28 protein-coding genes are annotated in these 25,711 nt (G+C 36.5%); 10 read left to right on the forward strand and 18 right to left on the reverse strand.

Translation table 11 applies throughout. The features are described 5' to 3' along the window. The first annotated feature begins 87 nt into the window (after positions 1 to 87). The 7 genes from comGA to OC533_RS01770 are packed head-to-tail and all read left to right on the forward strand — an operon-like array spanning position 88 to position 3,896. Positions 88 to 1,110, forward strand: a complete 1,023-nt coding sequence (gene comGA, locus OC533_RS01740; RefSeq protein ID WP_194323427.1) for a competence type IV pilus ATPase ComGA — start codon at positions 88 to 90, stop codon at positions 1,108 to 1,110. Beyond that, positions 1,088 to 2,119, forward strand: a complete 1,032-nt coding sequence (gene comGB, locus OC533_RS01745; protein WP_262265212.1) for a competence type IV pilus assembly protein ComGB — start codon at positions 1,088 to 1,090, stop codon at positions 2,117 to 2,119. Before comGA ends, comGB begins: the two co-directional genes overlap by 23 nt. Before the next feature lie 13 nt (positions 2,120 to 2,132). Then, positions 2,133 to 2,456, forward strand: coding sequence for a competence type IV pilus major pilin ComGC (gene comGC, locus OC533_RS01750; protein WP_003771709.1), 324 nt, complete (start codon positions 2,133 to 2,135; stop codon positions 2,454 to 2,456). Next, positions 2,453 to 2,875 (forward strand): competence type IV pilus minor pilin ComGD, encoded by a 423-nt coding sequence (gene comGD, locus OC533_RS01755; RefSeq protein ID WP_185484180.1) that lies wholly within the window; start codon positions 2,453 to 2,455, stop codon positions 2,873 to 2,875. The genes comGC and comGD overlap by 4 nt, the downstream gene beginning before the upstream one ends. Further along, positions 2,868 to 3,152, forward strand: coding sequence for a competence type IV pilus minor pilin ComGE (gene comGE, locus OC533_RS01760; RefSeq protein ID WP_160463878.1), 285 nt, complete (start codon positions 2,868 to 2,870; stop codon positions 3,150 to 3,152). The genes comGD and comGE overlap by 8 nt, the downstream gene beginning before the upstream one ends. Beyond that, the gene (comGF, locus tag OC533_RS01765) at positions 3,115 to 3,579 is read left to right on the forward strand and encodes a competence type IV pilus minor pilin ComGF (protein ID WP_185501089.1); all 465 of its coding nucleotides are present in this window, start codon (positions 3,115 to 3,117) and stop codon (positions 3,577 to 3,579) included. Before comGE ends, comGF begins: the two co-directional genes overlap by 38 nt. Continuing rightward, positions 3,579 to 3,896, forward strand: a complete 318-nt coding sequence (locus tag OC533_RS01770) for a hypothetical protein (RefSeq protein WP_045554138.1) — start codon at positions 3,579 to 3,581, stop codon at positions 3,894 to 3,896. Before comGF ends, OC533_RS01770 begins: the two co-directional genes overlap by 1 nt. A 15-nt stretch (positions 3,897 to 3,911) precedes the next feature. On the opposite strand, the gene OC533_RS01775 is transcribed toward OC533_RS01770, so the two are convergent. The 6 genes from OC533_RS01775 to rpmG form a co-directional block, all read right to left on the reverse strand. Continuing rightward, complete coding sequence (locus OC533_RS01775) at positions 3,912 to 5,003, reverse strand: hypothetical protein (protein WP_045554137.1); 1,092 nt, start codon at positions 5,001 to 5,003, stop codon at positions 3,912 to 3,914. A 131-nt stretch (positions 5,004 to 5,134) separates the two neighbouring features. After that, positions 5,135 to 6,103, reverse strand: coding sequence for an ROK family glucokinase (locus tag OC533_RS01780; RefSeq protein WP_003762078.1), 969 nt, complete (start codon positions 6,101 to 6,103; stop codon positions 5,135 to 5,137). Positions 6,104 to 6,127: 24 nt separating this feature from the next. Then, complete coding sequence (locus OC533_RS01785) at positions 6,128 to 6,340, reverse strand: YqgQ family protein (RefSeq protein WP_003762076.1); 213 nt, start codon at positions 6,338 to 6,340, stop codon at positions 6,128 to 6,130. A 12-nt stretch (positions 6,341 to 6,352) separates the two neighbouring features. Further along, positions 6,353 to 7,891, reverse strand: coding sequence for a rhomboid family intramembrane serine protease (locus tag OC533_RS01790; RefSeq protein WP_003766750.1), 1,539 nt, complete (start codon positions 7,889 to 7,891; stop codon positions 6,353 to 6,355). Positions 7,892 to 7,989: 98 nt separating this feature from the next. Then, positions 7,990 to 8,529 carry a 5-formyltetrahydrofolate cyclo-ligase gene (locus OC533_RS01795; protein ID WP_003762069.1) on the reverse strand — a complete coding sequence of 180 codons (540 nt, stop codon included), beginning with the start codon at positions 8,527 to 8,529 and terminating at the stop codon, positions 7,990 to 7,992. Positions 8,530 to 8,584: 55 nt separating this feature from the next. After that, the gene (gene rpmG, locus OC533_RS01800; protein WP_003719608.1) at positions 8,585 to 8,734 is read right to left on the reverse strand and encodes a 50S ribosomal protein L33; all 150 of its coding nucleotides are present in this window, start codon (positions 8,732 to 8,734) and stop codon (positions 8,585 to 8,587) included. A gap of 197 nt (positions 8,735 to 8,931) precedes the next feature. Between rpmG and OC533_RS01805 the strand changes: the two genes are divergently transcribed. The 3 genes from OC533_RS01805 (at position 8,932) to rsgA (ending at position 10,999) form a co-directional block, all read left to right on the forward strand. Beyond that, positions 8,932 to 9,288, forward strand: coding sequence for a hypothetical protein (locus tag OC533_RS01805; RefSeq protein ID WP_010991501.1), 357 nt, complete (start codon positions 8,932 to 8,934; stop codon positions 9,286 to 9,288). A 27-nt stretch (positions 9,289 to 9,315) separates the two neighbouring features. Next, positions 9,316 to 9,795, forward strand: a complete 480-nt coding sequence (locus tag OC533_RS01810) for an endolytic transglycosylase MltG (protein WP_003762065.1) — start codon at positions 9,316 to 9,318, stop codon at positions 9,793 to 9,795. A gap of 163 nt (positions 9,796 to 9,958) precedes the next feature. Further along, entirely contained in the window at positions 9,959 to 10,999 is a 1,041-nt protein-coding gene (gene rsgA, locus OC533_RS01815; RefSeq protein ID WP_194323426.1) for a ribosome small subunit-dependent GTPase A, read from the forward strand. Positions 11,000 to 11,040: 41 nt separating this feature from the next. On the opposite strand, the gene pnp is transcribed toward rsgA, so the two are convergent. From pnp to OC533_RS01875, 12 genes are all read right to left on the reverse strand, one after another. Beyond that, positions 11,041 to 13,212: a polyribonucleotide nucleotidyltransferase gene (pnp, locus tag OC533_RS01820; RefSeq protein ID WP_003771683.1), complete on the reverse strand. Its 2,172-nt coding sequence runs from the start codon at positions 13,210 to 13,212 to the stop codon at positions 11,041 to 11,043. A gap of 247 nt (positions 13,213 to 13,459) precedes the next feature. Continuing rightward, a complete protein-coding gene (gene rpsO, locus OC533_RS01825; RefSeq protein ID WP_003719603.1) occupies positions 13,460 to 13,729 on the reverse strand; it encodes a 30S ribosomal protein S15 in 270 nt (89 codons plus the stop codon). A gap of 136 nt (positions 13,730 to 13,865) precedes the next feature. After that, positions 13,866 to 14,810: a bifunctional riboflavin kinase/FAD synthetase gene (locus tag OC533_RS01830; RefSeq protein ID WP_194323425.1), complete on the reverse strand. Its 945-nt coding sequence runs from the start codon at positions 14,808 to 14,810 to the stop codon at positions 13,866 to 13,868. Between the two features lie 71 nt (positions 14,811 to 14,881). After that, positions 14,882 to 15,796 (reverse strand): tRNA pseudouridine(55) synthase TruB, encoded by a 915-nt coding sequence (gene truB / locus OC533_RS01835; protein ID WP_194323424.1) that lies wholly within the window; start codon positions 15,794 to 15,796, stop codon positions 14,882 to 14,884. A gap of 96 nt (positions 15,797 to 15,892) precedes the next feature. Then, complete coding sequence (gene rbfA / locus OC533_RS01840; protein WP_003719600.1) at positions 15,893 to 16,237, reverse strand: 30S ribosome-binding factor RbfA; 345 nt, start codon at positions 16,235 to 16,237, stop codon at positions 15,893 to 15,895. A gap of 15 nt (positions 16,238 to 16,252) precedes the next feature. After that, positions 16,253 to 16,531, reverse strand: a complete 279-nt coding sequence (locus tag OC533_RS01845; protein ID WP_003762053.1) for a DUF503 domain-containing protein — start codon at positions 16,529 to 16,531, stop codon at positions 16,253 to 16,255. Then, the gene (gene infB, locus OC533_RS01850; protein WP_194323423.1) at positions 16,528 to 18,876 is read right to left on the reverse strand and encodes a translation initiation factor IF-2; all 2,349 of its coding nucleotides are present in this window, start codon (positions 18,874 to 18,876) and stop codon (positions 16,528 to 16,530) included. Before infB ends, OC533_RS01845 begins: the two co-directional genes overlap by 4 nt. Positions 18,877 to 18,898: 22 nt before the next feature. Beyond that, positions 18,899 to 19,198, reverse strand: coding sequence for a YlxQ family RNA-binding protein (locus tag OC533_RS01855; RefSeq protein WP_003762050.1), 300 nt, complete (start codon positions 19,196 to 19,198; stop codon positions 18,899 to 18,901). Beyond that, positions 19,191 to 19,475, reverse strand: a complete 285-nt coding sequence (rnpM, locus tag OC533_RS01860) for an RNase P modulator RnpM (protein WP_003752263.1) — start codon at positions 19,473 to 19,475, stop codon at positions 19,191 to 19,193. Before rnpM ends, OC533_RS01855 begins: the two co-directional genes overlap by 8 nt. Before the next feature lie 14 nt (positions 19,476 to 19,489). Further along, the gene (nusA, locus tag OC533_RS01865) at positions 19,490 to 20,608 is read right to left on the reverse strand and encodes a transcription termination factor NusA (protein ID WP_003771672.1); all 1,119 of its coding nucleotides are present in this window, start codon (positions 20,606 to 20,608) and stop codon (positions 19,490 to 19,492) included. Positions 20,609 to 20,637: 29 nt separating this feature from the next. Continuing rightward, the gene (gene rimP / locus OC533_RS01870; RefSeq protein WP_003762048.1) at positions 20,638 to 21,105 is read right to left on the reverse strand and encodes a ribosome maturation factor RimP; all 468 of its coding nucleotides are present in this window, start codon (positions 21,103 to 21,105) and stop codon (positions 20,638 to 20,640) included. Between the two features lie 181 nt (positions 21,106 to 21,286). Further along, on the reverse strand, positions 21,287 to 25,621 hold the full coding sequence (locus tag OC533_RS01875; RefSeq protein WP_194323422.1) for a PolC-type DNA polymerase III: 4,335 nt from the start codon (positions 25,619 to 25,621) through the stop codon (positions 21,287 to 21,289). Between the last annotated feature and the right edge of the window lie 90 nt (positions 25,622 to 25,711).

The raw sequence follows: 25,711 nt of genomic DNA on the forward strand, positions 1-25,711 counted from the left end.
AGAAAATCGCTTTTTAGTTTTTGTGAAAAATCGTTTAAGAAAGGATTTTAGACACAGATGCAGAATATGACTTGTAAGGAGGTTGTTATGCCAAAAAAACTAATGGATCATATTACATCTCAAGCACTTCGGGTTAATGCAAGCGATATTCATATCCACCCTTTAAGGAACCGTTATTTGCTTCGTCTCCGGGTCAATGGAACACTCATGCCACTTCTCTATCTTTCCTTCGATGTTGGTGAAAAGCTAATATCATTTCTCAAATTTCAAGCTGCTCTAGATATAAGCGAAAAACGAAAGCCTCAATCTGGTAGCTACGAGAAAGAAACTAAATCTGAAAAAATAGCTTTAAGACTTTCTACCATGCCTAATAAAGACTTTCACGAAAGTATGGTAATTCGTATTTTTCGCTATAAATACCCAATCCCTTTTTTAAAGTCTTGTATATTTCCTAAGGTAGCTAAACAAATTTTACAACTATGTAATAACCAAACAGGATTGTTTCTTTTTTCAGGGAGCACCGGTAGCGGAAAATCAAGTTCCATGTATAGTTTAGTTTCCTCTATAGAAAATAAAACTGAACTTCAAGTAATTACAATTGAAGATCCTGTTGAGCACTATTCTCCTGGTTTTCTCCAAGTGGAAATTAATGAAAAAGCTAATATCACTTATGCCCCCGTTGTTCGTTCTGTTCTTCGCCATGACCCTGATATTCTTATAGTTGGAGAAATTCGCGACTTTGAAACTGCAAAAATTGTAGTACGTGCTGCTCTAACAGGTCATTTGGTATTTAGCACTGTTCATGCTGGTGATACTTATGGAGTTTTATTAAGATTGCTTGAATTTGGCGTTAGCAAAGAAGAATTAGCTCAATGTTTACTTGGTATTAGTTTTCAACAATTATCCCATTTATATTGTGTCTATTGTGGTTCAAAGTGCCATCCACTTTGTAGCCATTTACAGCGAAAAAGAACAGCTATCTATGAAGTAATCACTAAAAAAGATATACAAAATTATTTTAATTCAAGCTATCAACAAAACAAACCTAAATATACATTAGATGCAATTTATCAGAAAGGAGTCGCTTATGGCTTTTTTTCACCGGATTAATTGGAAAGACGATGGCGAATTTTTAATTAGAATTGCTAGTTTACTTGATAAAGGTTTTTCGCTGGAGTCAGCTATTAGTTATTTAAGCATCACCACTCCTAAACATAGCGAGCGATATAGGCAAATTATCGCTTCCCTTGCAGTTGGCAACTCTTTTTCTTATGCCCTTAGACAAAGCGAGTTTCCAGAGTTTATTTGTTCTCAACTTCATTACGCCTCTAATCATGGTTTTTTTATTCAAACAATCCAAGAAACAGGCATTCATATGAAAAGAAAAGCTGAAGAAAAAAACGCCTTAATGAAAACATTTCAATATCCACTAGTTTTATTTTCAACAGTTATTGTAGTATTTTTCTTGCTTCGAATATTTCTTTTACCAAAATTCGAACTATTATTTTCGCAACTTGCAAGTAATGGTTCACTTGGCACTAATTTCACTTATTTTTTGCTTGAAAAAATGCCGATTATATTAGGTGCTATTTTGCTCACTCTCTTTCTTTTTGTTGGTTTTATTATTAGAAAGCAAAATAAAAAATCAGCTTATGAACGCGCTTATTTTTATTGTCGTGTCCCTTATATAAAACAGTTCGTCAAAATTCATTATTCGCAATATTTTTCACGAGAAATAGGTTACTTATTAAAAAGCGGCCTTTCTATTTCTCATGTTATGCAATTGTTTGCGCGAGATGACTCCCCGGCTTTTTTTCGTTCGATAGCCAAGCATATTATTCCTTCACTTGAAGCCGGTTTATCTTTAACAAACGCATTAGAAAAAATTCCTATTTTTGAAAAAGAACTATATTACATTGCTATACATGGAGAAAAAAATGGTAATTTAGCAGAAGAATTTTTATTCTATTACAATTTATGCCATCAAAAAGTATTACAAAAAACAGAAAAACTATTTTCATTTATCCAACCAATTGTTTTTATAATTATCGGAGTTTTAATCATATCGATTTATTTATCAATTTTATATCCAATGTTTTCCATGGTAAATCAAATTTAGAGGAGGAGTTCTAATGTATAAATTCAAAATAGACTGGAAAGATGATCGAGGCTTTACCTTAGTAGAAATGCTCATCGTTCTTTTAGTTGTCAGCGTATTATTACTTCTAACCATTCCAAATATCGTTACACAAAGTAAATCTATTAATAACAAAGGTTGCGAGGCTTTTATTTCGATGGTTCAAGGACAAGTTCAATCATACCAGCTAGACAAAAATTCGATACCGTCAGTAAATGACTTAGTTAGTGGTGGTTATTTGAAATCCACTCAAAAATCTTGTCCTAATGGAAAAAGCATTAAAATAGACAGTTCAGGAAATGTTTCTGAGAATAAATGAAAAAGAACGCCTTCACTTTACTAGAAATGTTACTCGTCTTATCCATTAGTCTCACTATGATTACCCTAACTATTTATCCCATTTCAAACACTATCTCTGCACTTACAGAGAAACAACTATTAGAGGAAGTAAAAGCCGCTATTTACCTTGCCCAAATAAATGCTATAACATCAAAACAAGATACTACCATTTCTTTTATTCCTAGTGAAAATCAATTCATTGCGACTTATAACAATCAACCACTTATCACTATTCCATTTGGAAATACTTTAAGTTTACAACAAACCAAAATTGAGAATTATCGTTTTTCTAGTCTAGATGGTACTATCAATCGTTTTTCTACGATTCATCTTTCAGGAACAAATAAAAAGTATAAGATTATATTCCAAATTGGGAAAGGACGTTTTCGAGTTGAATAAGGTTAATGGATTCTCATTAGTAGAAAGTATGGTTTCTTTACTGCTTTTCTCTATTGTATGTAGTTTTTTGTTACCAATTTCTATGACTATTTTTCAAAAGCTAGATCAGCAGAAAGAAATTAGCCAACTATATCAACAAATTTTCGAACACAGCGAGCTACTACGTTTTAGAAGTGTTCCAGTTATTTTCGATGATGAGCAAATAAAAAGCTTTTATTATCAAGGAGGTATCCAAGTTTGTGCAAAAACTAATACAATTGAAAAATGTACATTATAAAAAGAGCACATCAGCCTTCACTTTGCTTGAAACAATTCTATCGATCACCATCGTTTTAAGTATCAGCTCTCTTATTCCATTATTTTTCGAATGTTATCATAAAACTATCCAGCTTAGTAATTTAGATCAAACAAGTGAATGGCAATTATTTTTGGTACAAACTCGGTTAGAATTAGAAAAAGCAACAAATATACAAGTACATCCAGAAAAACTATCTTTCCAAGTAAATGATAATCTCGTTACTTATTCAAAATACAATAACATTCTACGGCGGCAAGTAAACGGTAAAGGACATGAGCCTTTATTACACAAAGTAACTAACTGGCAAATTACCAATGAGGAAAACCAGCTTATTTTAAAAGTTACTTTTTCCAATAATAAGTTCTATACTTCCAAATTCCCTTTGACGAAAGCGAATGAATTCTAATGAAAAATAATGGATTTACGCTCCCGTTTATACTTTTTATAGCGTTGATTACAATATTAATTGTGACAGGTAGCGCTTCAATTTTTAAGACTCAAATTCAATATGAAAAACAACTTCAAAACTATTATTTAGCATCTGCAGAGTTGAATTTAGCACTGTTAGTAGCAAAAGATGATTCGATGTTAGCCAACCAACTTAACATAAAATACGGTAGCTCAATAATAAAATGTCAATCAACTGACGATACTTTATCTAGCTTTAACTGCAACATCACCCTAGAAAATGGTTATACGCTAACAAAAACAACGAACCCATAAGCAAGAGTTCGTTGTTTAAAAAGATTTAGTTGGTGTATTGATTAAATTATACATTTTGCCAGTTTTCGTATCAATAACCTTATCAAATAGATAACCATAGAGCACTAAGTCTCCTGTTTCATACGATAAAATAGGTTGATTATCCATTAATTCGAGTACCGTTGTTTCTTTTTTGTTCGTCGGATCAACTTTTACCAATTTATATTCATGTGGCCCACTGCTTATTTTTTGACTCTTATAAGGTACGAAAGTTAAAAAAGTATTTTTATCAAAATTTATATCAAAATACGGGATAAAAGTTCCTAATTCATCATACTCTCTTGCTGAATCATAAGAGAAAAAATTTTGAAAACCTATTGTTCTAAAAACATACAATAATTTTTCATTCGAAGATTTCTCAATCGTAAGTAAAACATTATCATGTACAGCAAATTGCATTATATTAGCAACAATTAAACTTTTAGTGGCATTATCTCTAATATCTTGTAAATATAAGTTTCCTAATTCATCATCTGGTTTATCTTTATTATTTGAAATAACCAAATTATCACCATACCAAGAGATAAACGGAGATACTAAATCTACATTATCAACTTGATTAGTTGTATAATCCCAGTTCTCAATATGAAAATTCCACTGAGGACTATAAGTCACAAACATTATTTTTTCAGGCGATTCATCATTCCAATAGAAAGTTGTCGTTAGCGGTTTAGTATCTCTAGACGCCACTATTGATCCATCATTTAAGGCGATGATTCGCATGGTTGCTTTTTTGTCTGACTCAGCAGAATAAAGCAAAATATTTCGATAATCTGGACTAATTTGGACTTCTGAAATAGATTCATTTGTATTAAAGATAGCACGCTTTTTTTCATTATAAATATCTAATTCTTCAAAGTAGGTTGTCCCATGTTTTTTGGTTTGTAACAAGACAGTATCTTTTGACAACCAGCCAACAACACGTTGGAATTCTTTTGTTTTAATTTGAACACCCTGAACTTCTTTTGCAGTCTTTTTTGGCGTTTCTTTTTCCTCTGAGCAACCAAAAGAGATAAAAACCAAGCCCATTAACAAGGTAATTAGCAAAAAAGCTTTTGATTTTTTCATCTCTGGCCTCCAATCTCTCTATGCTAGAATTTTACCCTTTTCATAGTAAGCTAAAACAATGAGTGATAGAAAGATCATCTTAAGTAAGATAAGCTACAATAATGGAGTGTTATTGTAGCTTATAAAAATTATTAATCTTCAACTGGTAATGCTAACCAAGCAGCACCTATTATCCCAGCGTCATTCCCTTTTGTCGCAATGGATAATTTAGTGGATTCTTTAACTGCTGGAAATACCATTGTCTCAAAATAATTTCTGACAGGTGTTAAAAGTTGATCTCCTGCTGCTGAAACTCCCCCGCCGATAATGATTTTTTCAGGATTTAACATGTTGCCGATGTGACTAAGTGCTAGAGCCAAATAGAAAGAGATTTTATCAATCGTTTCATTTGCTAATTTATCATTTTCTGCACCTAATTCAAAAATTAATTTAGAAGTAATAGTTTCTTGTTTATTGATGGCTTCTTTAAGTGCTGATTCACCAGTAAATTCTTTTGCTAGATCTTTTGCTACACGCACAATACCAGTTGCGGAAGCTACAGTTTCTAAACAACCTTTTTTACCGCAAGTACAATCATAGCCATTTTCTGGAACAACTGTTACGTGACCGATTTCACCTGCTGCGCCACGAATTCCGTGAAGAATTTTACCTTCTGCAAAGATTCCACCGCCGACGCCTGTTCCAAGTGTTACAAATACAACATTCGCACCACCTTCACCAGCACCTTTCCAGCGTTCACCTAGTGCTGCAACATTCGCATCATTATCTAATTCTATTTTTAAACCAGTAATTTTTTCTAAGTCTTCGCTAACATTTTGTTCTTCGGCCCAGCCAAGGTTATATGCACCTTTAACTGTTCCTGTTTCGTAATTTACTGTTCCTGGAGTTCCCATTCCAATACCGTAAAAAATGTCATTATCCAACTGTAAGTCAGTTAGTTTTTGATTAATAGAATCACCGATGTCTTTTACAATATGAGCACCTTTATCCTCAATATTTGTATCGATAGTCCATTTTTCTTCAATGTCGCCTTCTTTTGTTAAAATAGCTAATTTTGCAGTTGTCCCGCCTAAATCTACACCAATTAATTTTTTGTTCATTCTGCTGTTCTCCTTATAATCAATTTAATTTAAACTACTATTTTTTCGTTGTTCTTTGATTAATTCTTGTTTCAATATACTGCGAGCTCTAGCAAAAACTTCTCTATCTAAAATATTATGCTTAAAAAGTTCTGTGACTTCATATTCCATCATTTCGATGTCGTATTGTCGCTTTCCTAAATAAACAATTATGCCATGCTTTCGTAATAATTGAGCAACATCATAAACTGTTTTCACATTAAAAACCTCTTATTCTTTGCTTTTTTCTAACTCATCATAATAAGAATCAAAAAACGGATTACTGGATAATTGTTTAGCAGTATCGGCTTCTTTAAGGGCGCCCTCTATATTCCCTTGTACTCTATAACAAAAAGATAAATAATAGTGGGCTTCTGGGATGTCGTTATCCAGACTAATTGCTTCGTTCGCCATATCTTCTGCCTTATCTATTTGCTTATTTTGTAAAGCAATAGATGATGCATAAGTATAAGAATAGCCATCAGCACTTCCGCTTTCAATTAAATTATCTATAATTTTTGTAGCTTCTTCTTTGTTATGTTCTTGCAAATATTGTTGAACTGCTATATTGGCTGGCATGGGATCATAAGGCTGTTCCCCTTTTTGGAAACCAAAATATAAAAAGAGGATAGCTACTGCAACAAGGGATACTCCATAAGCAAGTCTACGCCAATGGAAAAATTGTTTTGGTAACGATAATGCTCCCGCGAGTAAAAATCCGCCAACTAATCCACCAATGTGACCAGCAATATCAATTTGCGTAGAGAAGACATCTATCAGTAGATTAATCGCTACTAAGGAAGCAATACTTGTTCCAATTGTTTTCGCATAAAGATTTGGTTTTAATACAACTAAATATAATAGTGCACCCATTACAGCAAAAACTGCCGTGCTAGCCCCAACGGATAAATTCATATTTAACGCAAAGCTTGCTATGTTACCACAAATACCACCTAAAAGAAGTATAAGAATATATCGCCATTTACCATAAATACGCTCTGCCCATGCACCAACAATGTAGAGCATTACTGCATTGGATGCAAGATGAATTAGACCGCTATGGAGAAAAATTGGTGAAATAAAGCGCCACCATTCCCCGGCATAAATAAGTGGGTTGAATTTCCCGCCCCATTTAATTAAGTTAAAAGTATCTGTTGAGCCACCTTGGAAGGTAACCCATAGAAATGCTGCAACTATAAGTCCAATAAATGAATACGTGACAATTGGCTTAGAATTTCTGGCTACTTTTTGTTCTTCATTTACTTTAGTAGTAATATAAGTGATTACTTGCTCACGTTCTTTTGCTACCATTTCTTTTGTTATTTCATTAGGAAGAATAAATGCTTCTTCTGGTACATCTAGTTTTTTTATAAGTAATTCAAGGTGCTCCTGCATCTGCTCGTTTGCAAGTAATATATTTTCTAATTTCACTTTTTCGTTTGGAGACGCAATAGTTTGTCCAAAAAAAGGCGAAATGTCACCCATAGGCTCAAATGGAGTTATATATATATTAACAAGAGGCAATTTTAAGCGTCCCATTTGCTTACGAAGGTTTTCAGTTACATGTAATGTGTGGGTCACATCACGTTCCACCACATTTGCCCAACTTAATTCTTTCATCTGAATACGGATGACTGGTCTTTTTTTCTGGCTGGTATTTTCTAACCAAAGTTCTTGTTTCTCCTCATGAAGATGGATCAAACGGTATTTTTCAACACCCAAGAAATAGTTAGTTAGGCGCCAGAAGACATATTGTTCTTGGAAGCTCAAAAAATTCCCTGCTTTCATTACAAATTATATTTACTACTATACGCAAAAAAAGGGGCGTTGTAAACAATCCACCCTATTTTCTATAGAATTATTTTTATCTATCCTTCAATAAGAATAGAAACAGGTTTATCATGGCTTTCTGGAGTGAATTCTATTTGTTGCTCATATAAACACAAAGAGACTGTTTCTCCTTTAAAATCGGCTAAAAATCTATCATAGAAGCCGCCGCCAAAACCTATTCTAAAATGCGCTTTATTAAAAACAACTCCTGGAACTATTAATAAGTCAATTGCATCTTTATCGACTGTTTCTGCTAACTCATGAGGCTCTAAAATACCAAATTTTGTTTTAATAAGCGGATGACTAGAATCCATTTTTTTAAATTCCATTTTTCTACTTGGGTAAAATGTTTTTGGAATTAAAACGGTCTTTCCTTCTTTTTTCGCTTGAAGTATTATTGTTTCCGTTTCAATCTCTGGATGTCTTGCTAGTGTAATCCCGATTACTTTTGCTTGATTCCACTCTGGTAATAGAAATAGTTTTTCTGCAAGTTTAATAGAACGTTCTCGGTGTTCTACTTTATCAATAGTGTTTAAATTACGCAAAACTTTCTCTCGAATAAGGTGTTTGTCTGCCATCTTGACTTCCCCCTTTTTTATAATAAAAAAAGCAACAGAATGGAGATCCTGCTGCTTACTTAGTTTCGCGGTGTAAAGTTACACGGCGCAATCTTGGACAATATTTTTTTAATTCAATACGTTCCGGATTTTCACGCTTATTTTTAGTAGTGATATAATTACGATCACCGCATTCAGTGCATTCTAAAGTAATATTAACGCGCATTATTTTTCCCTCCAACTCCGACTGACGAATTTATTTACTAAACCTGTATAATAATATCATTTTTACACAGTTGTTGCAAGGACTCTATGCATTTTCTTTTTATTTTCTTTACAAAACCTTATTTCGGATGGTGTTTTATGTTAAATTATGCTATAACTAGTAGTAGAGTTTATGGAAGAGAGGTGTTTATAAAACCCATGACCACAGTCATAATTATCTTATTAATTGCTGCTATTGCGCTGTTTGTCATTTCATTTTTACAAAAAGGCGATAATAAGCAATTAGAAAAAGAACTGGAAGATGTTGCTGCTCAGTGGATGCAAGAAAACTTTGAATTAAAACAACGTGTCTCTGAATTAGAAAAAGCAATGAAAATGGATGCCCCTACCGTTGAGGTTGAGCAAGTTCCTGAAAGTCCAAAAGTTCGCGAATTGATGAAAAAACAAGTGATTACCCTTTATACTTCTGGAATCGTAACTTCAGAAATTGCTGAACAGTCATCCCTACCTAAAGAAGAAGTAGAAAAAATCATTGAAGAATATTTAAAACATTGATTTAAATTTTAAAGGAGGAGCCTATCTGTGAAGAAAAACTTACGGATGTTGGCGCTAGGTTTCTTAATTTCTGCCGTTGTCTTACTGGTTTATAATCAGTTTTTCTCAACTCAGACCAAAGCAGATGAAACTAAAGTCACATCAAAAAAAACTGGTTCTGATGAAAACTCAAAAACATGGAAAAGCAAATACGAAAAATTATTAGCTCAACAAGAATTAGATAAACAAGCAGAAGCGGACGCAAAGAAAAAAGCCGAAGAAGCTGCTAAAAAGAAAGCTGAAGAAGCTAAAAAAGTAAAAAGCTATACATTAACGATTTCTAGAGGAGATCCCTCTTCCAAAGCTGGCGACGAACTTGAAGCAAATGGTATCGTTAAAAGTTCTTCAGAGTTCGATAAATACTTAAGAGATAATAATTATGAAAAATACATTCGTGACGGTAGTTATACGCTCAAGAGTGACATGGATTATGAAAAAATCGCAAAAATCTTGACACATAAAGATTAATTATTAAAAAAGGAAATGAGTCTAGAACTTATTTCCTTTTTTTGTTATTATTTAAGAAAGAAAGGATGATGAGATATGGAAAATGTAAAAATGAAAAACCTCATAAATAATACGGGGGTATTTTACCTATAGAATGCTCCCGACTTACAAAGGAGCGAAACAATTGATACTTGAAAAATATGGTTTTACAAGTTTTTTTGAAGAACAAAAAATTGCTGCTACTTCTTCATACGGGAGAGTTACAGCGGTATTTAGAGATTTTTATCGTGTTATAACGGAAAATGGGGAATTTTTAGCCACGCTTAAACGAGGAAATTTTTACGAATTATCCCCTTCTAATTTGCCAGCTGTCGGTGACTTTGTCGAAGTAAGCAATGAGAAACAAATTTTATTTGTATTACAAAGGAAAACAATTTTTTCTCGAATGACTAAGGATTTAGAGGAACAATTAATTGCCGCAAATTTTGATTATGCGCTTATTGTTATGAGTTTGAACCATGATTTTAATTTAAATAGGCTAGAACGTTATTTAACGGTTGCTTGGGATAGTGGTGCTACGCCAATTATCATTTTAACAAAAGCAGATTTAGTTGATGATCTTAGTCCCTTCACTATGGAGCTCGAAACGGTCGCTTATGGCGTTCCTACTTATTATGTAGATAATTTATCGCACCGTGGTTTTGAAGCTCTGGAGGCTGATTTGAAGCCAAATAGCACCCTCGTTTTACTCGGATCATCCGGGGTTGGTAAATCCTCCTTTATTAATAGTCTTGCAGGAGCGAATCTGATGAAAACTTCGGAGATTCGCGAGGATGACAGTAAAGGAAAGCATACAACGACTCATAGAGAAATGCACTTGCTTGCTAATGGTTGGATTATTATTGATACGCCTGGTATGCGTGAATTCGGGATTGGTTTAAATCAAGCTGGTCTAGAAACTACATTTTCTGACGTAGAAGAATTAAGTAAAGATTGTCGTTTTCACGATTGTTCTCATATAAGTGAGCCTGGCTGTGCGGTTCAGGAAGCATTAGCAGATGGGACACTTTCGCTAAAACATTATGAAAATTGGCAGAAATTACAACGTGAAATGGCTTATCATGCTCGAAAAAACAGCCCTGCTTTAGCCAGACAAGAACGGGATCGCTGGAAAACGATTCAAAAATCACTTCGAACACATTTAAAAACACGACCAAAAAGATAATAAAAAAAGCAAGTAGTTTTTAACTACTTGCTTTTTTGCTATTATTTAGATTCTGGTTTTTTTGTTTTAGGATAGAATTTTTTCTCTGCTTGAGGTTTTTTGTCGCCTTCTGGTTGTTCTTTTTTCTCTAGCAATGCTTTACGTGATAAGTTAACGCGGCCTTGGTGGTCTACTTCGATAACTTTAACCGTTACTTCATCGCCAAGTTTTAAGATGTCTTCCACTTTACCAACACGTTCATGTGCTAATTCAGAAATATGAACTAAACCATCTGTACCTTTGAATAATTCAACAAACGCGCCAAATTTTTCGATACGACGAACTTTACCAGTGTAAACTTCTCCAACTTCTACTTCACGAACGATGTCTTCGATGATAGCAATTGCTTTACGGTTCATCGCTTGATCTTGTGAAGCAATGTAAACTGTACCATCTTGTTCAATATCAATTTTTACGCCTGTTTCTTCAATGATTGCATTGATTTGTTTTCCACCAGGTCCAATAACATCTTTAATTTTTTCTGGTTTGATATTAAGCGTAATAATTTTTGGAGCATACGCAGAAAGTTCTTCACGAGGTTCGCTAATTGTACTTGTTAAGTGTTCTAGAATATGCAAGCGACCTTCTTTTGCTTGTGTTAATGCTTCGTCTAAAATTTGACGACTTAAGCCATCAATTTTGATGTCCATTTGAAGTGCTGTAATACCATCTTTTGTTCCAGCAACTTTGAAGTCCATATCGCCAAAGTGATCTTCCATACCTTGAATATCAGAAAGAATCGTGTAGTCATCACCAAGTTTTACAAGACCCATTGCGATACCAGCAACTGGTGCTTTAATTGGAACACCAGCATCAAGCATAGCAAGTGTAGATCCACAAATACTTGCTTGAGAACTAGAACCGTTCGATTCAAGAACTTCTGATACTAGACGGATAGTGTACGGGAATTCCTCTTCGGAAGGAATAACATATTGTAATGCACGTTCACCTAACGCACCATGACCGATTTCACGACGACCCGGCGCACGACGAGGACCAGTTTCCCCAACACTAAATTGCGGGAAGTTATAATGGTGCATGAATCGTTTATATTCTTCTGTTCCTAAACCGTCAATGATTTGGTGTTCACGAAGCGGCGCTAGTGTACATACGCTTAAAGCTTGTGTTTGACCACGAGTGAATAAACCTGAACCATGGACACGTGGAAGCATACCAACTTCAGAAGAAAGTGGACGAATTTCGTTTACTTTACGACCATCTGGACGGATTTTATCTTGAGAAATTAAACGACGCATTTCGTCTTTTTCAATCATTTCAAGAATATGAGCTACTTCACCAAGAATTTCTGCTTCATTTTCTAATTCTTTTGCTTTATAGCTTTCTAAAATTTCTTCTTTTACTTCTTCAATTGCAGCTTCACGAGCTTTTTTCTCTTCTGTTTTGATAGCTGCTTTCATTTTACCTTCACTTGCTGCTTTTACTTCTGCTTCAAGTTCAGGATCGCTTACGAAAAGTTCGATTTCGCGTTTTTCTTTACCAACTGCAGCGATGATTTGTTGTTGGAATTCACAAAGGCGTTTAATTTCTTCATGTCCAAACATAATTGCTTCAAGCATTGCTTCTTCTGAAACTTCTTTTGCTCCAGCTTCTACCATGTTGATTGCATCATAAGTTCCTGCAACAGTTAAGCTAATATCACTTTTTTCAGCTTGTTCAATAGTTGGGTTAATAACGTATTTTCCGTCAATACGGCCAACATCAACACCAGCGATTGGTCCTTCAAATGGAATATCAGAAATAACTAATGCAACAGAAGATCCAAGCATTGCTGCCATTTCTGGAGAACAATCTTGATCCACACTGAATACAGTAGAAGTAATTTGAACTTCATTACGGAAACCTTCTGCAAATAATGGACGGATTGGACGGTCAATTAGGCGCGCTGTTAATGTTGCACGATCACTTGGACGTCCTTCACGTTTTAAGAATCCACCGGGAACTTTACCCACGGAATACATTTTTTCTTCATAGTTAACTGTTAATGGGAAAAAGTCGCCAGGACGTGGTTTTTTTGAACCAACTGCAGCTGTTAAAACGACAGTATCGCCGTAACGAATTAAGGCTGCTCCACTTGCTTGTTTTGCTAATTGACCTACTTCGACAGATAATGTCTTACCTGCCCATTCTGTTGAAAATACTTGTTTTTCAGACATATTTTAATCTCCTTTGATTAGGAAAAACACGAACCAGAAACTTTACCATGCATAAGAATGTTCACGCACACTTTAGATTTTCTAAAGCACACATGAATCCAAAAACCTGCTAAAAATAGCGATTTTTGAAGCACGTTTTTGGATTCATGCGATAAAGTTTCATTTCTTCGGCGTGTTTTCCAAAATTTAGTATAGTTAATACTCAAAAAAAAGCGGGAACTTTTGGTATCCCGCTTTCGTCTGGTTTTTATCGACGTAAACCTAAACGTTTGATAAGTTCGCGGTAACGTTGAACATCTTTTTTACGTAGGTAAGTTAATAGGTTACGACGGTGACCTACCATTTTCATTAATCCACGGTAAGAGTGATGATCTTTTTTGTGTACGCGAACGTGTTCATTTAAGCTATTGATTTCAGCAGTTAATACAGCGATTTGTACTTCTGGTGAACCAGTATCTGTATCATGGACACGGTACTCTGCAATAATTTCATTTTTGCGTTCTTGAGTTAAAGCCATTTCTTTCCACCTCCTTCTAAAATATCCCCGATTATTGAGCCAAGCGTCGGTGAGTCGCAAAAGCCAAGTAATGGTTCTGTTCGTACAGATTTAAAGATACACTATTTAGGCTCCAAAAGCAAGCAGAAATAGTCGTTTAATCATCTAAATTGTCAAAAAAAGCTCTTGTATCTTGCTCGTCTTTTTCTAATTGTGCAATCAAGCCTTCTACACCATTAAATTTAAGTTCAGGACGGAAAAATTGATACCATTCAATCTCTGCTTCTTCGCCGTAAATTTCGCGGTGGAAATCTAAAATATAAACCTCAATAGACAACGCTTGGTCATCTTTAAAAGTAATGTTATAACCAATGCTCGCCATACCAAGATGCGTTTCACCGTTCACGCGGAATTTCACTGCATAGACACCAAGCTTTGGAATCAAATAATCTTCATTAACAAGAATGTTTGCTGTCGGGAATCCAATAGTTCTGCCGCGTTTATCACCATGAATAACGGTTCCTTTTGTTGTATAAGGATAGCCTAGTAATTGGTTTGCTTCTTCCAGTTCGCCTTCTGTAATTGCTCGGCGGATGTTAGTTGAACTTATTTTATCACTAGCAGCTGTTTGTTTATCCACAATAGTTACTTCAAAACGATCATTTGCGTAGTTTTCTAATTCCGTCATTTTTCCTTCGCCTTTTTTTCCATACGAATAGTCGAAACCAGCTACAACATGTTCTACATTTAATGCAACGAGGTATTTATCAACAAACGCTTGGGGGGAAAGCTCTGAAAACTGTGTAGTAAAGCGAACTACATACATTATATCAACACCAAGTTCAGCCATTTTTTCTGCTTTATCTTCGAGTGGCGTTAAATATTTCACTTGTTTCCGAATATTGCTTAAAACGACAGATGGGTGTGGATCGAACGTCAATACTGCTGTTTGAAGTCCTTTTTCTTCAGCAATCTGTTTCGCTTGTTTGATGACTGCTTGATGACCTAAATGAACCCCATCAAAGAATCCAAGTGCCATTACTTTTTTTACGTCAGTCCATTCATCCGTTGTAATTGGATGATGTAAGTATATCGTCTTCATTTTTTTGCCACTTCTCCTCTAAATTCGAATTCCTCTAATATCATAATATAAGAAAGTTGCAGTCGCAATTACTATGCTTGTTGTAACTCAATGACTTTTTCTGGTTTAAAGAAATCTTTTTTCTCCGGGTGCGGTTTATAAATTGCCGTTAATTTCTCTTGAAAAATAAGTGCGACACGAGGTTCGTTTTCAACTGTTTGGAATAAAGATTTTGGTAATAATACGCCGTTTAAAACTTTTGCGTGTATTTCTTCATCTATTTCTAGTTTTGCCATTGATTCAATGCCTTTTTCAAGCGGATATAAAAAATCAGTATCATTTGCTTGCATCTTTTCATCAATTTCTGCCAGGGTTAGACAATCTTCTTTTTTGAAAAAGCCGCTACGGGTCCGTTCTAGTTTGGACATATGGGCTGGATACCCCAGCAATTCGCCGATCATGACAGCTAATGTGCGGATATATGTTCCTTTACCACATGAAATTTCTAATTTAAAAGTCGGATTTGATTCAGTTAGCGGAGTGACGCCATCTAAACGGACTAATGAATAAATATCCACTTGTCTGGATGGTCGTTCTACCTCTATTCCTGCTCTTGCATATTCATACAACTTCTTACCGTTAACCTTTACGGCTGAAAACATCGGTGGAATTTGTGTGATTTTTCCGGTCAGCTTTGTAAGGGCAGCTTGAAGTTCTTCTGCTGAAATTTCGGCTAATTCCTTCGTTACAACAGTTTCGCCCGTGGCATCTTCTGTTGTTGTGGATTTACCTAATGTTATTTCAGCTACATATACTTTCCCTTCATCTGTCACATATTCCGCCAATTTTGTTGCACGACCGATACAAATTGGGAGAACGCCTTCCACTTCTGGATCAAGAGTACCGGTATGGCCGACTTTTTTTGTATGTAAAATTTTTCTTAATTTAAAAACGCAATCATGACTTGTCATTCCGCGTTCTTTCCACAGTGGGATAATGCCGTTCATCTAGCTCCTCCTTCTAAGAAAAAAAGTTTAAGACAATTCTCCACTTACATCCCGTTTGACTGAGAAGATAAAGGGATTGCCTTAAACTTTTATTTATTATTGATCGTTATTTAAGTCACGAAGCAATTCATCGATTCGATTTCCGTAAGCGATGGAATTATCTATTTCAAAAGACATTTCTGGAACTTTACGAAGTCGAATACGGCGACCGATTTCAGAGCGGATAAAGCCATGCGCTTTCGCAAGTGCGAGTAACGTATTTTCTTTTTCCTTATCGGTACCAAGAATGGAAATGAACACCTTAGCTTCTTGTAAGTCCCCAGTAACATCTACTCCCGTTACAGTAACAAAACCTAAGCGAGGGTCTTTGATTTTACGATTTAAAATATCGCCCAATTCTTTTTTCATTTGTTCACTGACACGATTTGCTCGTACGTTCAATTGTATTCACCTCTTTTATAACTTCTCCATTACTGTCTCAGCTCGCTCCCACTCTGGAAAAGAATCTAGAAAAGCAAGTACTTCTCTAGCTTCTTTTTCAGCTTGGATATGCGAGGCGGATACAACAGCAAAGCTAATTTCAGTTCGCTGCCATAAATCCTGATAATCTGTTTCAGCAATGGAGATATTGAATTTTTGCTTTGTTCTCGTTAAAATTCGTTGCAATATAGCGCGTTTTTCTTTGAGGTTTTGTGGTTCCTGCATGAAAAATTCACTAATTACTGATTGAATCATTTTCTTTCAATTTCTTCCATAACGTATGCTTCGATTACATCGTCTTCTTTAATATCGTTGAAGTTTTGAACTGTAATACCACATTCGTAACCTTTTGCTACTTCTTTAGCATCATCTTTAAAGCGTTTAAGTGTTGCAATTTCGCCTTCAAAAACAACGATTCCGTCACGGATAATACGAACGCCACTATCACGAGTTATTTTACCATCTGTTACGTAACAGCCGGCAATTGTACCCACTTTAGAAACATTGATTGTTTGACGAACTTGCGCTTGACCAATAATTTTTTCTTGGAATTCTGGGTCAAGCATACCTTTCATCGCTGCTTCAATTTCATCAATTGCTTTATAAATAACACGGTGTAGACGAATATCTACACTTTCGTTTTCTGCTGCTTCACGAGCTTGTGTAGTTGGACGAACGTTAAATCCAATAATAATTGCATTAGAAGCTGCAGCTAAAGTAATATCTGATTCATTGATCGCACCAACGGCAGTATGAATGATTTTAACGTTAACGCCTTCTACGTCAATTTTGCGAAGTGACGCAGCAAGAGCCTCTACAGAACCTTGAACGTCTGCTTTAATAATAACGTTAACTTCTTTCATTTCGCCAGCTTTCATATGTTCAAATAAGTTATCTAAACTTACGCGGTTTGTTGCTGAACGTTGAGCTACAAGTGCGCGACTTGCGCGAGTTTCCCCGATGTTTCTTGCTGTTTTTTCATCTTCAAAAACAACGAAGCGATCGCCAGCTTGTGGAACATCATTTAATCCAGTGATTTCAACTGGTGTACTAGGTCCAACTTTTTTCACGCGGCGGCCTAAGTCATTAACCATGGCACGAACACGACCAAAAGTATTCCCGACAACGATTGGATCCCCGATATTAAGCGTTCCGTCTTGTACTAGTAAAGTCGCAACTGGACCACGGCCTTTATCAAGTTCTGCTTCAATAACAGAACCAATTGCACGACGATCAGGATTAGCTTTTAATTCTTCTACTTCAGAAACAAGTAAAATCATATCTAACAAGTTCTCAAGACCTTCACCAAATTTAGCTGAGATTGGTGCGAAAATTGTATCGCCGCCCCAAGCTTCTGGAACTAATTCATACTCAGTTAATTCTTGCATTACGCGGTCTGGATTTGCTTGTGGTTTATCAATTTTATTAACAGCAACAATAATCGGCATTCCCGCAGCTTTCGCGTGGTTGATTGCTTCAATTGTTTGTGGCATAACGCCATCATCTGCTGCTACAACTAAAATCGTAATATCAGTAATTTGCGCACCACGAGCACGCATTGCTGTAAACGCAGCATGTCCTGGAGTATCTAGGAAAGTAATTTTTTTATCGTGAATTTCTAGTTGATAAGCACCAATATGTTGTGTGATACCACCAGCTTCTCCTAAAGTAACTTTTGTATTACGAAGGGAATCTAGTAAAGTTGTTTTACCATGGTCAACGTGACCCATAATCGTAACAACTGGTGGGCGTTCAACAAGTTTAGACTCGTCAACAGCTTCATTTAGTTCATTTTCAAAGTAAACATCTAAGTCTGTTACATCGACTTTGATTTCTTCTTCTACTTGCACACCGTAATCATCACAAATTAATTCGATTGCATCTTTATCTAATGATTGGTTAATTGTTGCAACAACACCAAGCATAAATAGTTTTTTGATTAGTTCAGATGGTTCTCTATATAATTTTTTAGCTAATTCCGCTACTGTTAGAGATTCGCTGAAAACGATTTTTTCAGGAAGTTCTTTTGGTTTCGGCGGCGTTGGTGGTACTGTACTGTGGTTTAATTTACCTTTTTTCTTCGTGTTACGGCCCTTATTGTTAAAATTGCCGCCACGATTCGGACGATTGTTGCCGCCTGGACGGTTTGGATTGCCGCCGCCTGGACGATTACTGTTGTTATTGTTGTTGCGTTTTTGTCCGCCAGCTGGTTGCTTATTGCCGCTTGATTGTGTCTGATTACTTGTGTTTGCTGGTTTATTTGTCGCTGGTTTTGCACCTTGGCTTTTGTTTGCAGTTGCTGGTTTATTAGCTTGTCCTGCTGGTTTATTTAGTTTATTCGACTTTTCATTACTATTTGTCATATTTGGTTTGTTTGGCCCCTTACTATTTCCATTTTCGTTGCTAGTAGTTTCTTTCTTGGATGCTTCGGCTTTTTTATTTGTACCATCGATAGCATTATCTAATTGTCTTAACGCATTTTCATTAATAGTGGACATATGGTTTGCCACTTCAATACCTAAGTCTTTTAATGCTTCAATGACTTTTTTACTTGATACTTGATGTTCTTTTGCATATTCATATACACGAACTTTACTCATGTCGTACACCTCCGTATAAGATTCAACCGAGTAATTCTGCTAACTTATTAGCAAATCCTTTATCAAGTATTGCAACTATTGCACGTGTATCTTTGCCGATTGCACCCCCTATCATTTCCCGGGTACCGGCCTTTTTCACGACAACATTGTAGTATTCACACTTGTTGCGGATTGTTTTCTCGGTTTTTTCGGATATATCTTCTGAAATGAGAACGAGTTTCGCTTTCCCATTTCTAACTGCTTTTAGTACTAATTCTTCACCAGTGGTAATTTTACGTGCTCGGTTAGCAAGGCCTAATAAGGAAAGTGCTTTTTTATCCATTAGTTGGTTCCTCGAGAGTCTTCACATAAGCAATTAGCTCATCATAAAAGGACTCTTGTTCCGGCATTTTTAGTTGATGAAAAATAGCGTTTTTCTTTTTCGCTTTTTCACAAGCTTCTACATTTTTAACAATATAAAAACCGCGTCCAGGGGCTTTTCCAGTAGGATCTATCGTAAGCGCTCCGTCTTTCGAATACGCAATACGAAGAAGTTCGCCTTTTGGCAAGCGTTCACCGGTAATAATACATTTTCGAAGGGGGATTTTTTTATTACGCATGATAATTCTCCTTTTTACTCTTCATCTTCTGTAAAAGTTTCGCTCTCTGCTTCTTCAACAACAGGTGCTTCTACGTCATTACGAGGATAGATGCCTAGTTCAGTTGCAACTGTTTCGCTTTTAATATCGATTTTCCAGCCAGTTAATTTCGCTGCTAAACGGGCATTTTGACCACGTTTACCAATTGCAAGTGATAACTGATAATCCGGTACGATAACGGTTGTAGCTTGGTCTGCTTCGTTTACAATAACATCTAGCACTTTTGAAGGACTAAGAGCATTGGCTACGAATGTGAAAGGATCTTCTGACCATTCAACGATATCGATTTTTTCGCCTTTAAGTTCATTGACGATTGTTTGTACACGTGCGCCTTTTGGTCCTACACATGCGCCAACTGGATCTACTTCTTCATTTGCTGTGTAAACAGAGATTTTTGAACGATCTCCAGCTTCACGAGCAACTGATTTGATTTCTACAACGCCATCATAAATTTCAGGTACTTCCATTTCAAAAAGACGTTTAAGTAAGCCCGGATGTGTACGGGATACAAAGATTTGTGGTCCTTTTGTAGTCTTTTCTACTTTTGTTAAATACACTTTGATGCGGTCATGTGCATGGTAAGTTTCGTTTGGCATTTGTTCGTTTTGAGATAAAATGGCTTCGATTTTACCAAGGTTTACATAGATAAAACGAGAATCTTGACGTTCAACAATACCAGTCATAATATCATCTTCACGGTCGATGAACTCATCGTAAATGATGCCACGTTCCGCTTCACGAACACGCTGAGTAACGACTTGTTTCGCTGTTTGAGCAGCGATACGTCCAAAATCTTTCGGTGTTACTTCAAGTTCCACGACGTCACCTGGTTTGTATACTGGATTCAGTTTGTGCGCTTCTTCCATCGAAATCTCAAGACGAGAGTCAAATACTTGCTCTACCGCTTCTTTTCTAGCTAATACACGGATAGAACCGTTTTCCATATTTAAATCTACGCGTACGTTTTGTGCATCTTTGAAATTTCGTTTATATGCAGAAGTAAGAGCAGCTTCAATCGCTTCCACTAAAACCTCTCTTGAAATACCTTTATCATGTTCTAACACATGAAGAGCATCTAATAATTCTGTGCTCATTTTTTATTCAGCTCCTTATTCTTTGCTTTTTAAAATTGAATTGCGAGTCTTGCTTTGGCTACTTTGTCTTTTGGAATTTCACAAGTGATTTTGCGTGTTTTATCTGTGATAGTAATGACAAGTGTCGTGCCGTCATAACTAACAAGCGTCCCTTCCCACATTTTACGACCATCAATTGGTTCATAAGAAGTCACATGGACATATTTACCTACCGCATTTTCAAAATCTTGCTCTTTCTTCAGCGGACGTTCAGCCCCTGGTGATGAAACTTCCAAAAAGTAATTTTGTGTAATTGGGTCAGATTCATCCATTTTTTCGCTAACTTTTTCACTTACAGCTGCGCATTCATCAATGTCCACGCCACCATCTTTATCAATAAAAATTCGCAAAAACCAGTTTGGACCTTCTTTTTCAAACGCAATGTCTACAAGCTCCAATTGAAGTTCATCCGTGATTGGCGCAACAATTGCTTCTACTTGTTCTAGTACTTTACTCATTTCAGCCTCCTTAAGAGATACGCTTTTCCAGCTAATTCGTCCCCTACTTCTGCCACAGGTGACTCTTTGACAGATTTGCAAAACGAAAGCGTGGGCATTGGCCCACGCTTGGCTGAGTTATCGTAGTATTTCTTAAATAAGTTTATCACAAATTGTGACTACAAGCAAGTTTTGCCCATTTTTAGAACAATGACAGCTGATTTTGATCAGGCAATCCTTCCAAGCATCCTTGGTCATCCATGTACTGAATAATCGTTTTGGATACTTTTCCTCGTTGTTGTAAGTCTTCTTTGGATAAAAATTCCCCATTTTCACGAGCGGCAACTATTTGTTTCGCTACGTTGGTTCCAAGGCTTGGAATCGCATTGAATGGCGGAATAAGTGAGTCTCCATCAATAATAAACTCATCAGCAGACGATTTATACAAATCGACTTTTTGGAAATGGAAACCACGAGCAAGCATTTCGTTCGCAATTTCTAAAACGGTTAGCAAGTTTTTCTCTTTTGTTGAAGCTTCCATCCCTTTATCATTTACTTCTTTCATGGTTGCTTTCACGGCTTCTTTTCCGTTTACCATCGATGTTAAATCGAAATCATCGGCACGAACGGTGAAATAAGTCGCGTAAAAATATAATGGGTGATGTACTTTGAAATAAGCAATCCGAACCGCCATTAAAACGTAAGCAGCGGCATGGGCTTTCGGGAACATGTACTTGATTTTTTTACAAGATTCAATGTACCAAAGCGGCACTTTATTTGCTATCATTGCTTCTTCCATTTCCTCGGTTAAACCTTTCCCTTTACGGACAGATTCCATAATTTTAAAGGCTAATGAACTTTCTAATCCTTGGTAAATTAGAAATACCATAATATCATCACGACAACCAATTACGTCTGGTAGTTCGCATGTTTTATTTTTAATTAATTCCTCCGCATTTCCAAGCCAAACATCGGTACCATGGGAAAGACCAGAGATTTGTACTAACTCAGAAAATGTCGTTGGTTTTGTTTGTTCTAACATTTGTCGTACAAAACGAGTTCCAAATTCGGGAATTCCAAGCGTCCCTGTTTTTGAATCGATGTCTGCTGGTTTAACACCAAGCGATTCCGTAGAACCAAATAATTTCATCACATCTGGATCATCTGTTGGAATGGTTTTCGGATCAATACCGCTTAAATCCTGTAACATCCGGATAGCGGTCGGATCATCGTGCCCAAGTATATCGAGTTTAAGCACATTGTCGTGAATCGAGTGGAAATCAAAATGGGTTGTTTTCCATTCTGAGTCCGTTGCATCTGCTGGGAACTGAACAGGAGTAAAATCATAAACATCCATATAATCAGGAATAACGATAATACCACCTGGATGCTGCCCAGTAGTCCGTTTAACACCCGTACATCCAGCAACAAGGCGATCCACCTCAGCCCCGCGGATGGTCATATTCATATCACGTTCGTAATTCCGAACATACCCAAATGCAGTTTTTTCGGCAACTGTACCAATAGTACCTGCACGGAAAACATAATCTTCCCCAAAAATTTCTTTTGTATAGGCATGGGCTACCGGTTGATAATCTCCTGAGAAGTTTAAGTCAATATCGGGTACTTTATCCCCTTTAAATCCTAAGAAAGTTTCAAAAGGAATATCTTGGCCTTCTTTTTGGTAAGGCGTTCCGCAGTGCGGGCAATCTTTATCAGGTAAGTCAAAACCAGAACCAACTGAACCATCATCAAAGAACTCAGAATCCTTACAATTCGGGCAAAGATAATGTGGTGGAAGTGGGTTTACTTCGGTAATTTCTGTCATTGTAGCGACAAAAGAAGAACCAACCGATCCCCGAGACCCTACTAAATAACCATCTACAAGTGATTTCTTAACGAGTTTATGTGAAATAAGGTAAATAACCGCAAACCCGTGACCAATAATACTCTTCAATTCTTTTTCCAGTCTAGCTTCTACGATTTCCGGTAATTTTTCACCGTATAATTGGTGCGCCATCCCATAACTCATATTACGCACTTCATCTTCTGCGCCATCAATTTTTGGTGTGTAAAGTTCATCTTTAATCGGTTTTAAATCATCCATCCAATCGACAACTAAATTGGAATTTGTTACGACGATTTCTTTTGCTTTTTCTTCTCCAAGAAAGGCGAATTCTTTCAACATTTCATCTGTAGAACGGAAATGAACATCTGGTAATTCCGCACGATTGAGAGGATTAGCTCCCCCTTGTGAATGAATCAAAATTTTACGGTAAATTTTATCAACTGGATCTTTGTAATGCACATTCCCAGTCGCAACGACAGGTTTTCCAGTTTTTTCACCAACGCGGACAATGTTTTTTAATATTTCTTCTAACGCTTTTTCATCACGAACAAGTTCACGTTCTATTAACGGAGCATATACGGGTTTAGGTTGAACCTCAATGAAGTCGTAAAATTCGGCTACCTTTTCTGCAGCTTGCATTCCTTTTTGCATCATCGCTTCAAATAATTCACCTTGACTACATGCTGTCCCGATGATTAAGCCTTCTCTCATTTTTTTCAACTGCGAGCGAGGGATTCGTGGTACTCGGTAGAAATAGTTAATGTTCGACATAGTGATTAATTTAAATAGGTTTTTCAAGCCTACATCTGTTTGCGCATAAATAGTTGCATGGAAAGGTCTAGCGCGTTTGTATGCATCGCCTTCTCCCATATAGTCATTTAAGGAATCATGAAATTCAATATCGTGCATTTCTTTTGCATCTTTAATTAGTTTCCAGGCTAAATATGCGGTTGCTTCAGCATCGAATACAGCCCGGTGATGTTGTTCAAGAATAATATTAAATTTCTTTGTTAACGTATTTAAACGATGATTTTTAAAGTGCGGATAAAGGAAACGAGCTAACTCCAAGGTGTCAACAACTGCATTATTTGCTTTTTCAAGCCCAACTTTTTCATAAGCGGTATTAATAAAGCCCATATCAAAGGAAGCATTGTGGGCAACAAGGATGTCGTCGCCGCTCCATTCCCTGAATTGTTTTAATACAACATCAATCGGATCAGATCCTTTTACCATATCATCCGTAATACCTGTTAGATTAATCGTAGTTGCTGAAAGTGGATGCCCCGGATCGATAAACGCTTCAAATTTATCAATAATTTCGCCGTTTTTCATTTTTACGCCTGCAAGCTCGATAATGGTGTCATAAACAGCGGATAAACCTGTAGTCTCAACGTCGAATACACAATAGGTTGCATCTTCTAAAGCGATATGTTGATCATTATATGCGATTGGTACTCCGTCATCAATAAGATTTGCTTCGATACCAAAAATTACTTTTAAGCCATATTTTTGACCTGCTCCGTATGCTTCTGGGAAAGATTGCGCAACGGAATGGTCGGTAATAGCAATTGCTTTATGACCCCAATCAGCTGCTTGCTTAAACAGTGAATCAACTGATGAAGTCGCGTCCATTTGACTCATCGGTGAATGGAGATGAAGTTCTGCACGTTTTTCTTCGGCAGTATCAAGACGCTTCACTCCAGCAATTTCGTTGATGTCTTGAGCCATCATAATTAAATCGCGCACAAAGGTGTCATTTTGAACACTGCCTCGTACTTTCACCCACATGCCTTTTTTCAAATTTTGGAACATGGCTGCGTCTTCGTTATCACGCGAAAACATTTTTATAATCATCGAACTAGTATAGTCGGTAATTTTGAATTGCAAAAGACTACGACCACTACGAAGCTCGCGAATTTCTGTTGCAAAGATGAGCCCTTGAACAGTAATACGACGTTCTTCATCATAGACATCACCAAGGCGTTTAATTTCTTCATCATCCTTGATTTTATAGCCAATTTGAAATGGACCAGTAAGTGGTGCTGCATTTGCACTTCCGCTTTGTCCTTCTGCTTGACGTTTTTGCATTACTTGGACAGCTTCTGCGGCTTTTTTCTGGTCTTCTTCTTGTTTCGCCTGTGCAAAAGCTTTATATTCATCGGTTTCTGATTGATCCAGCATATGCATTTTCATTGCTAGTCGTGGAAAACCGGCTTTTCCGTAGTTTTCGATAATTTTCGCTTGGAATCGTTGTTGAATTGTCGCTTCTTCCATATCATTATGAACCGCTACTTCAATAAAATGCGGCTCTTTGAACGTAGGCTTTTGCTCCATTAAAAGTTTCCCGATCATTGGTGACTGTTTTCCAATTGGCTCAACAATCAAGTTCCAATACTCTTGAATAAGTGTTTCGTTAATCGTCTGATTTTCCGGAACTATTTGCATTTCTGTTTCTGCAATTTGGCTAAATGCACGCTTCATACCAACATCCATCATATGAAAAAGTGCAGCTGGGAAAATTTGTGGTACGTGTAAATGAAATTGCCAAGTTTTATTTTTCTTATCGGCGACTAATTTTTCGATTTTAGCATCTTTCGTGAATTCTTCGTAAGTAGTTACATCTTGTAAACCAATTTGTGTCATTAACAGCTGAAATCGTTCTTGTTTTTCTTCCTCTTTTGCAGTCATTCCGAATAACACCCCTTTATCCAAATTTATAAAAGCCAGATGTCCCTCATGACCCGTTTTCACATGGAACGAGTGGAGTTTCATCTGGCA

The organism is Listeria sp. Marseille-Q6474 (assembly GCF_946902005.1).
Classification (GTDB): domain Bacteria; phylum Bacillota; class Bacilli; order Lactobacillales; family Listeriaceae; genus Listeria; species Listeria innocua.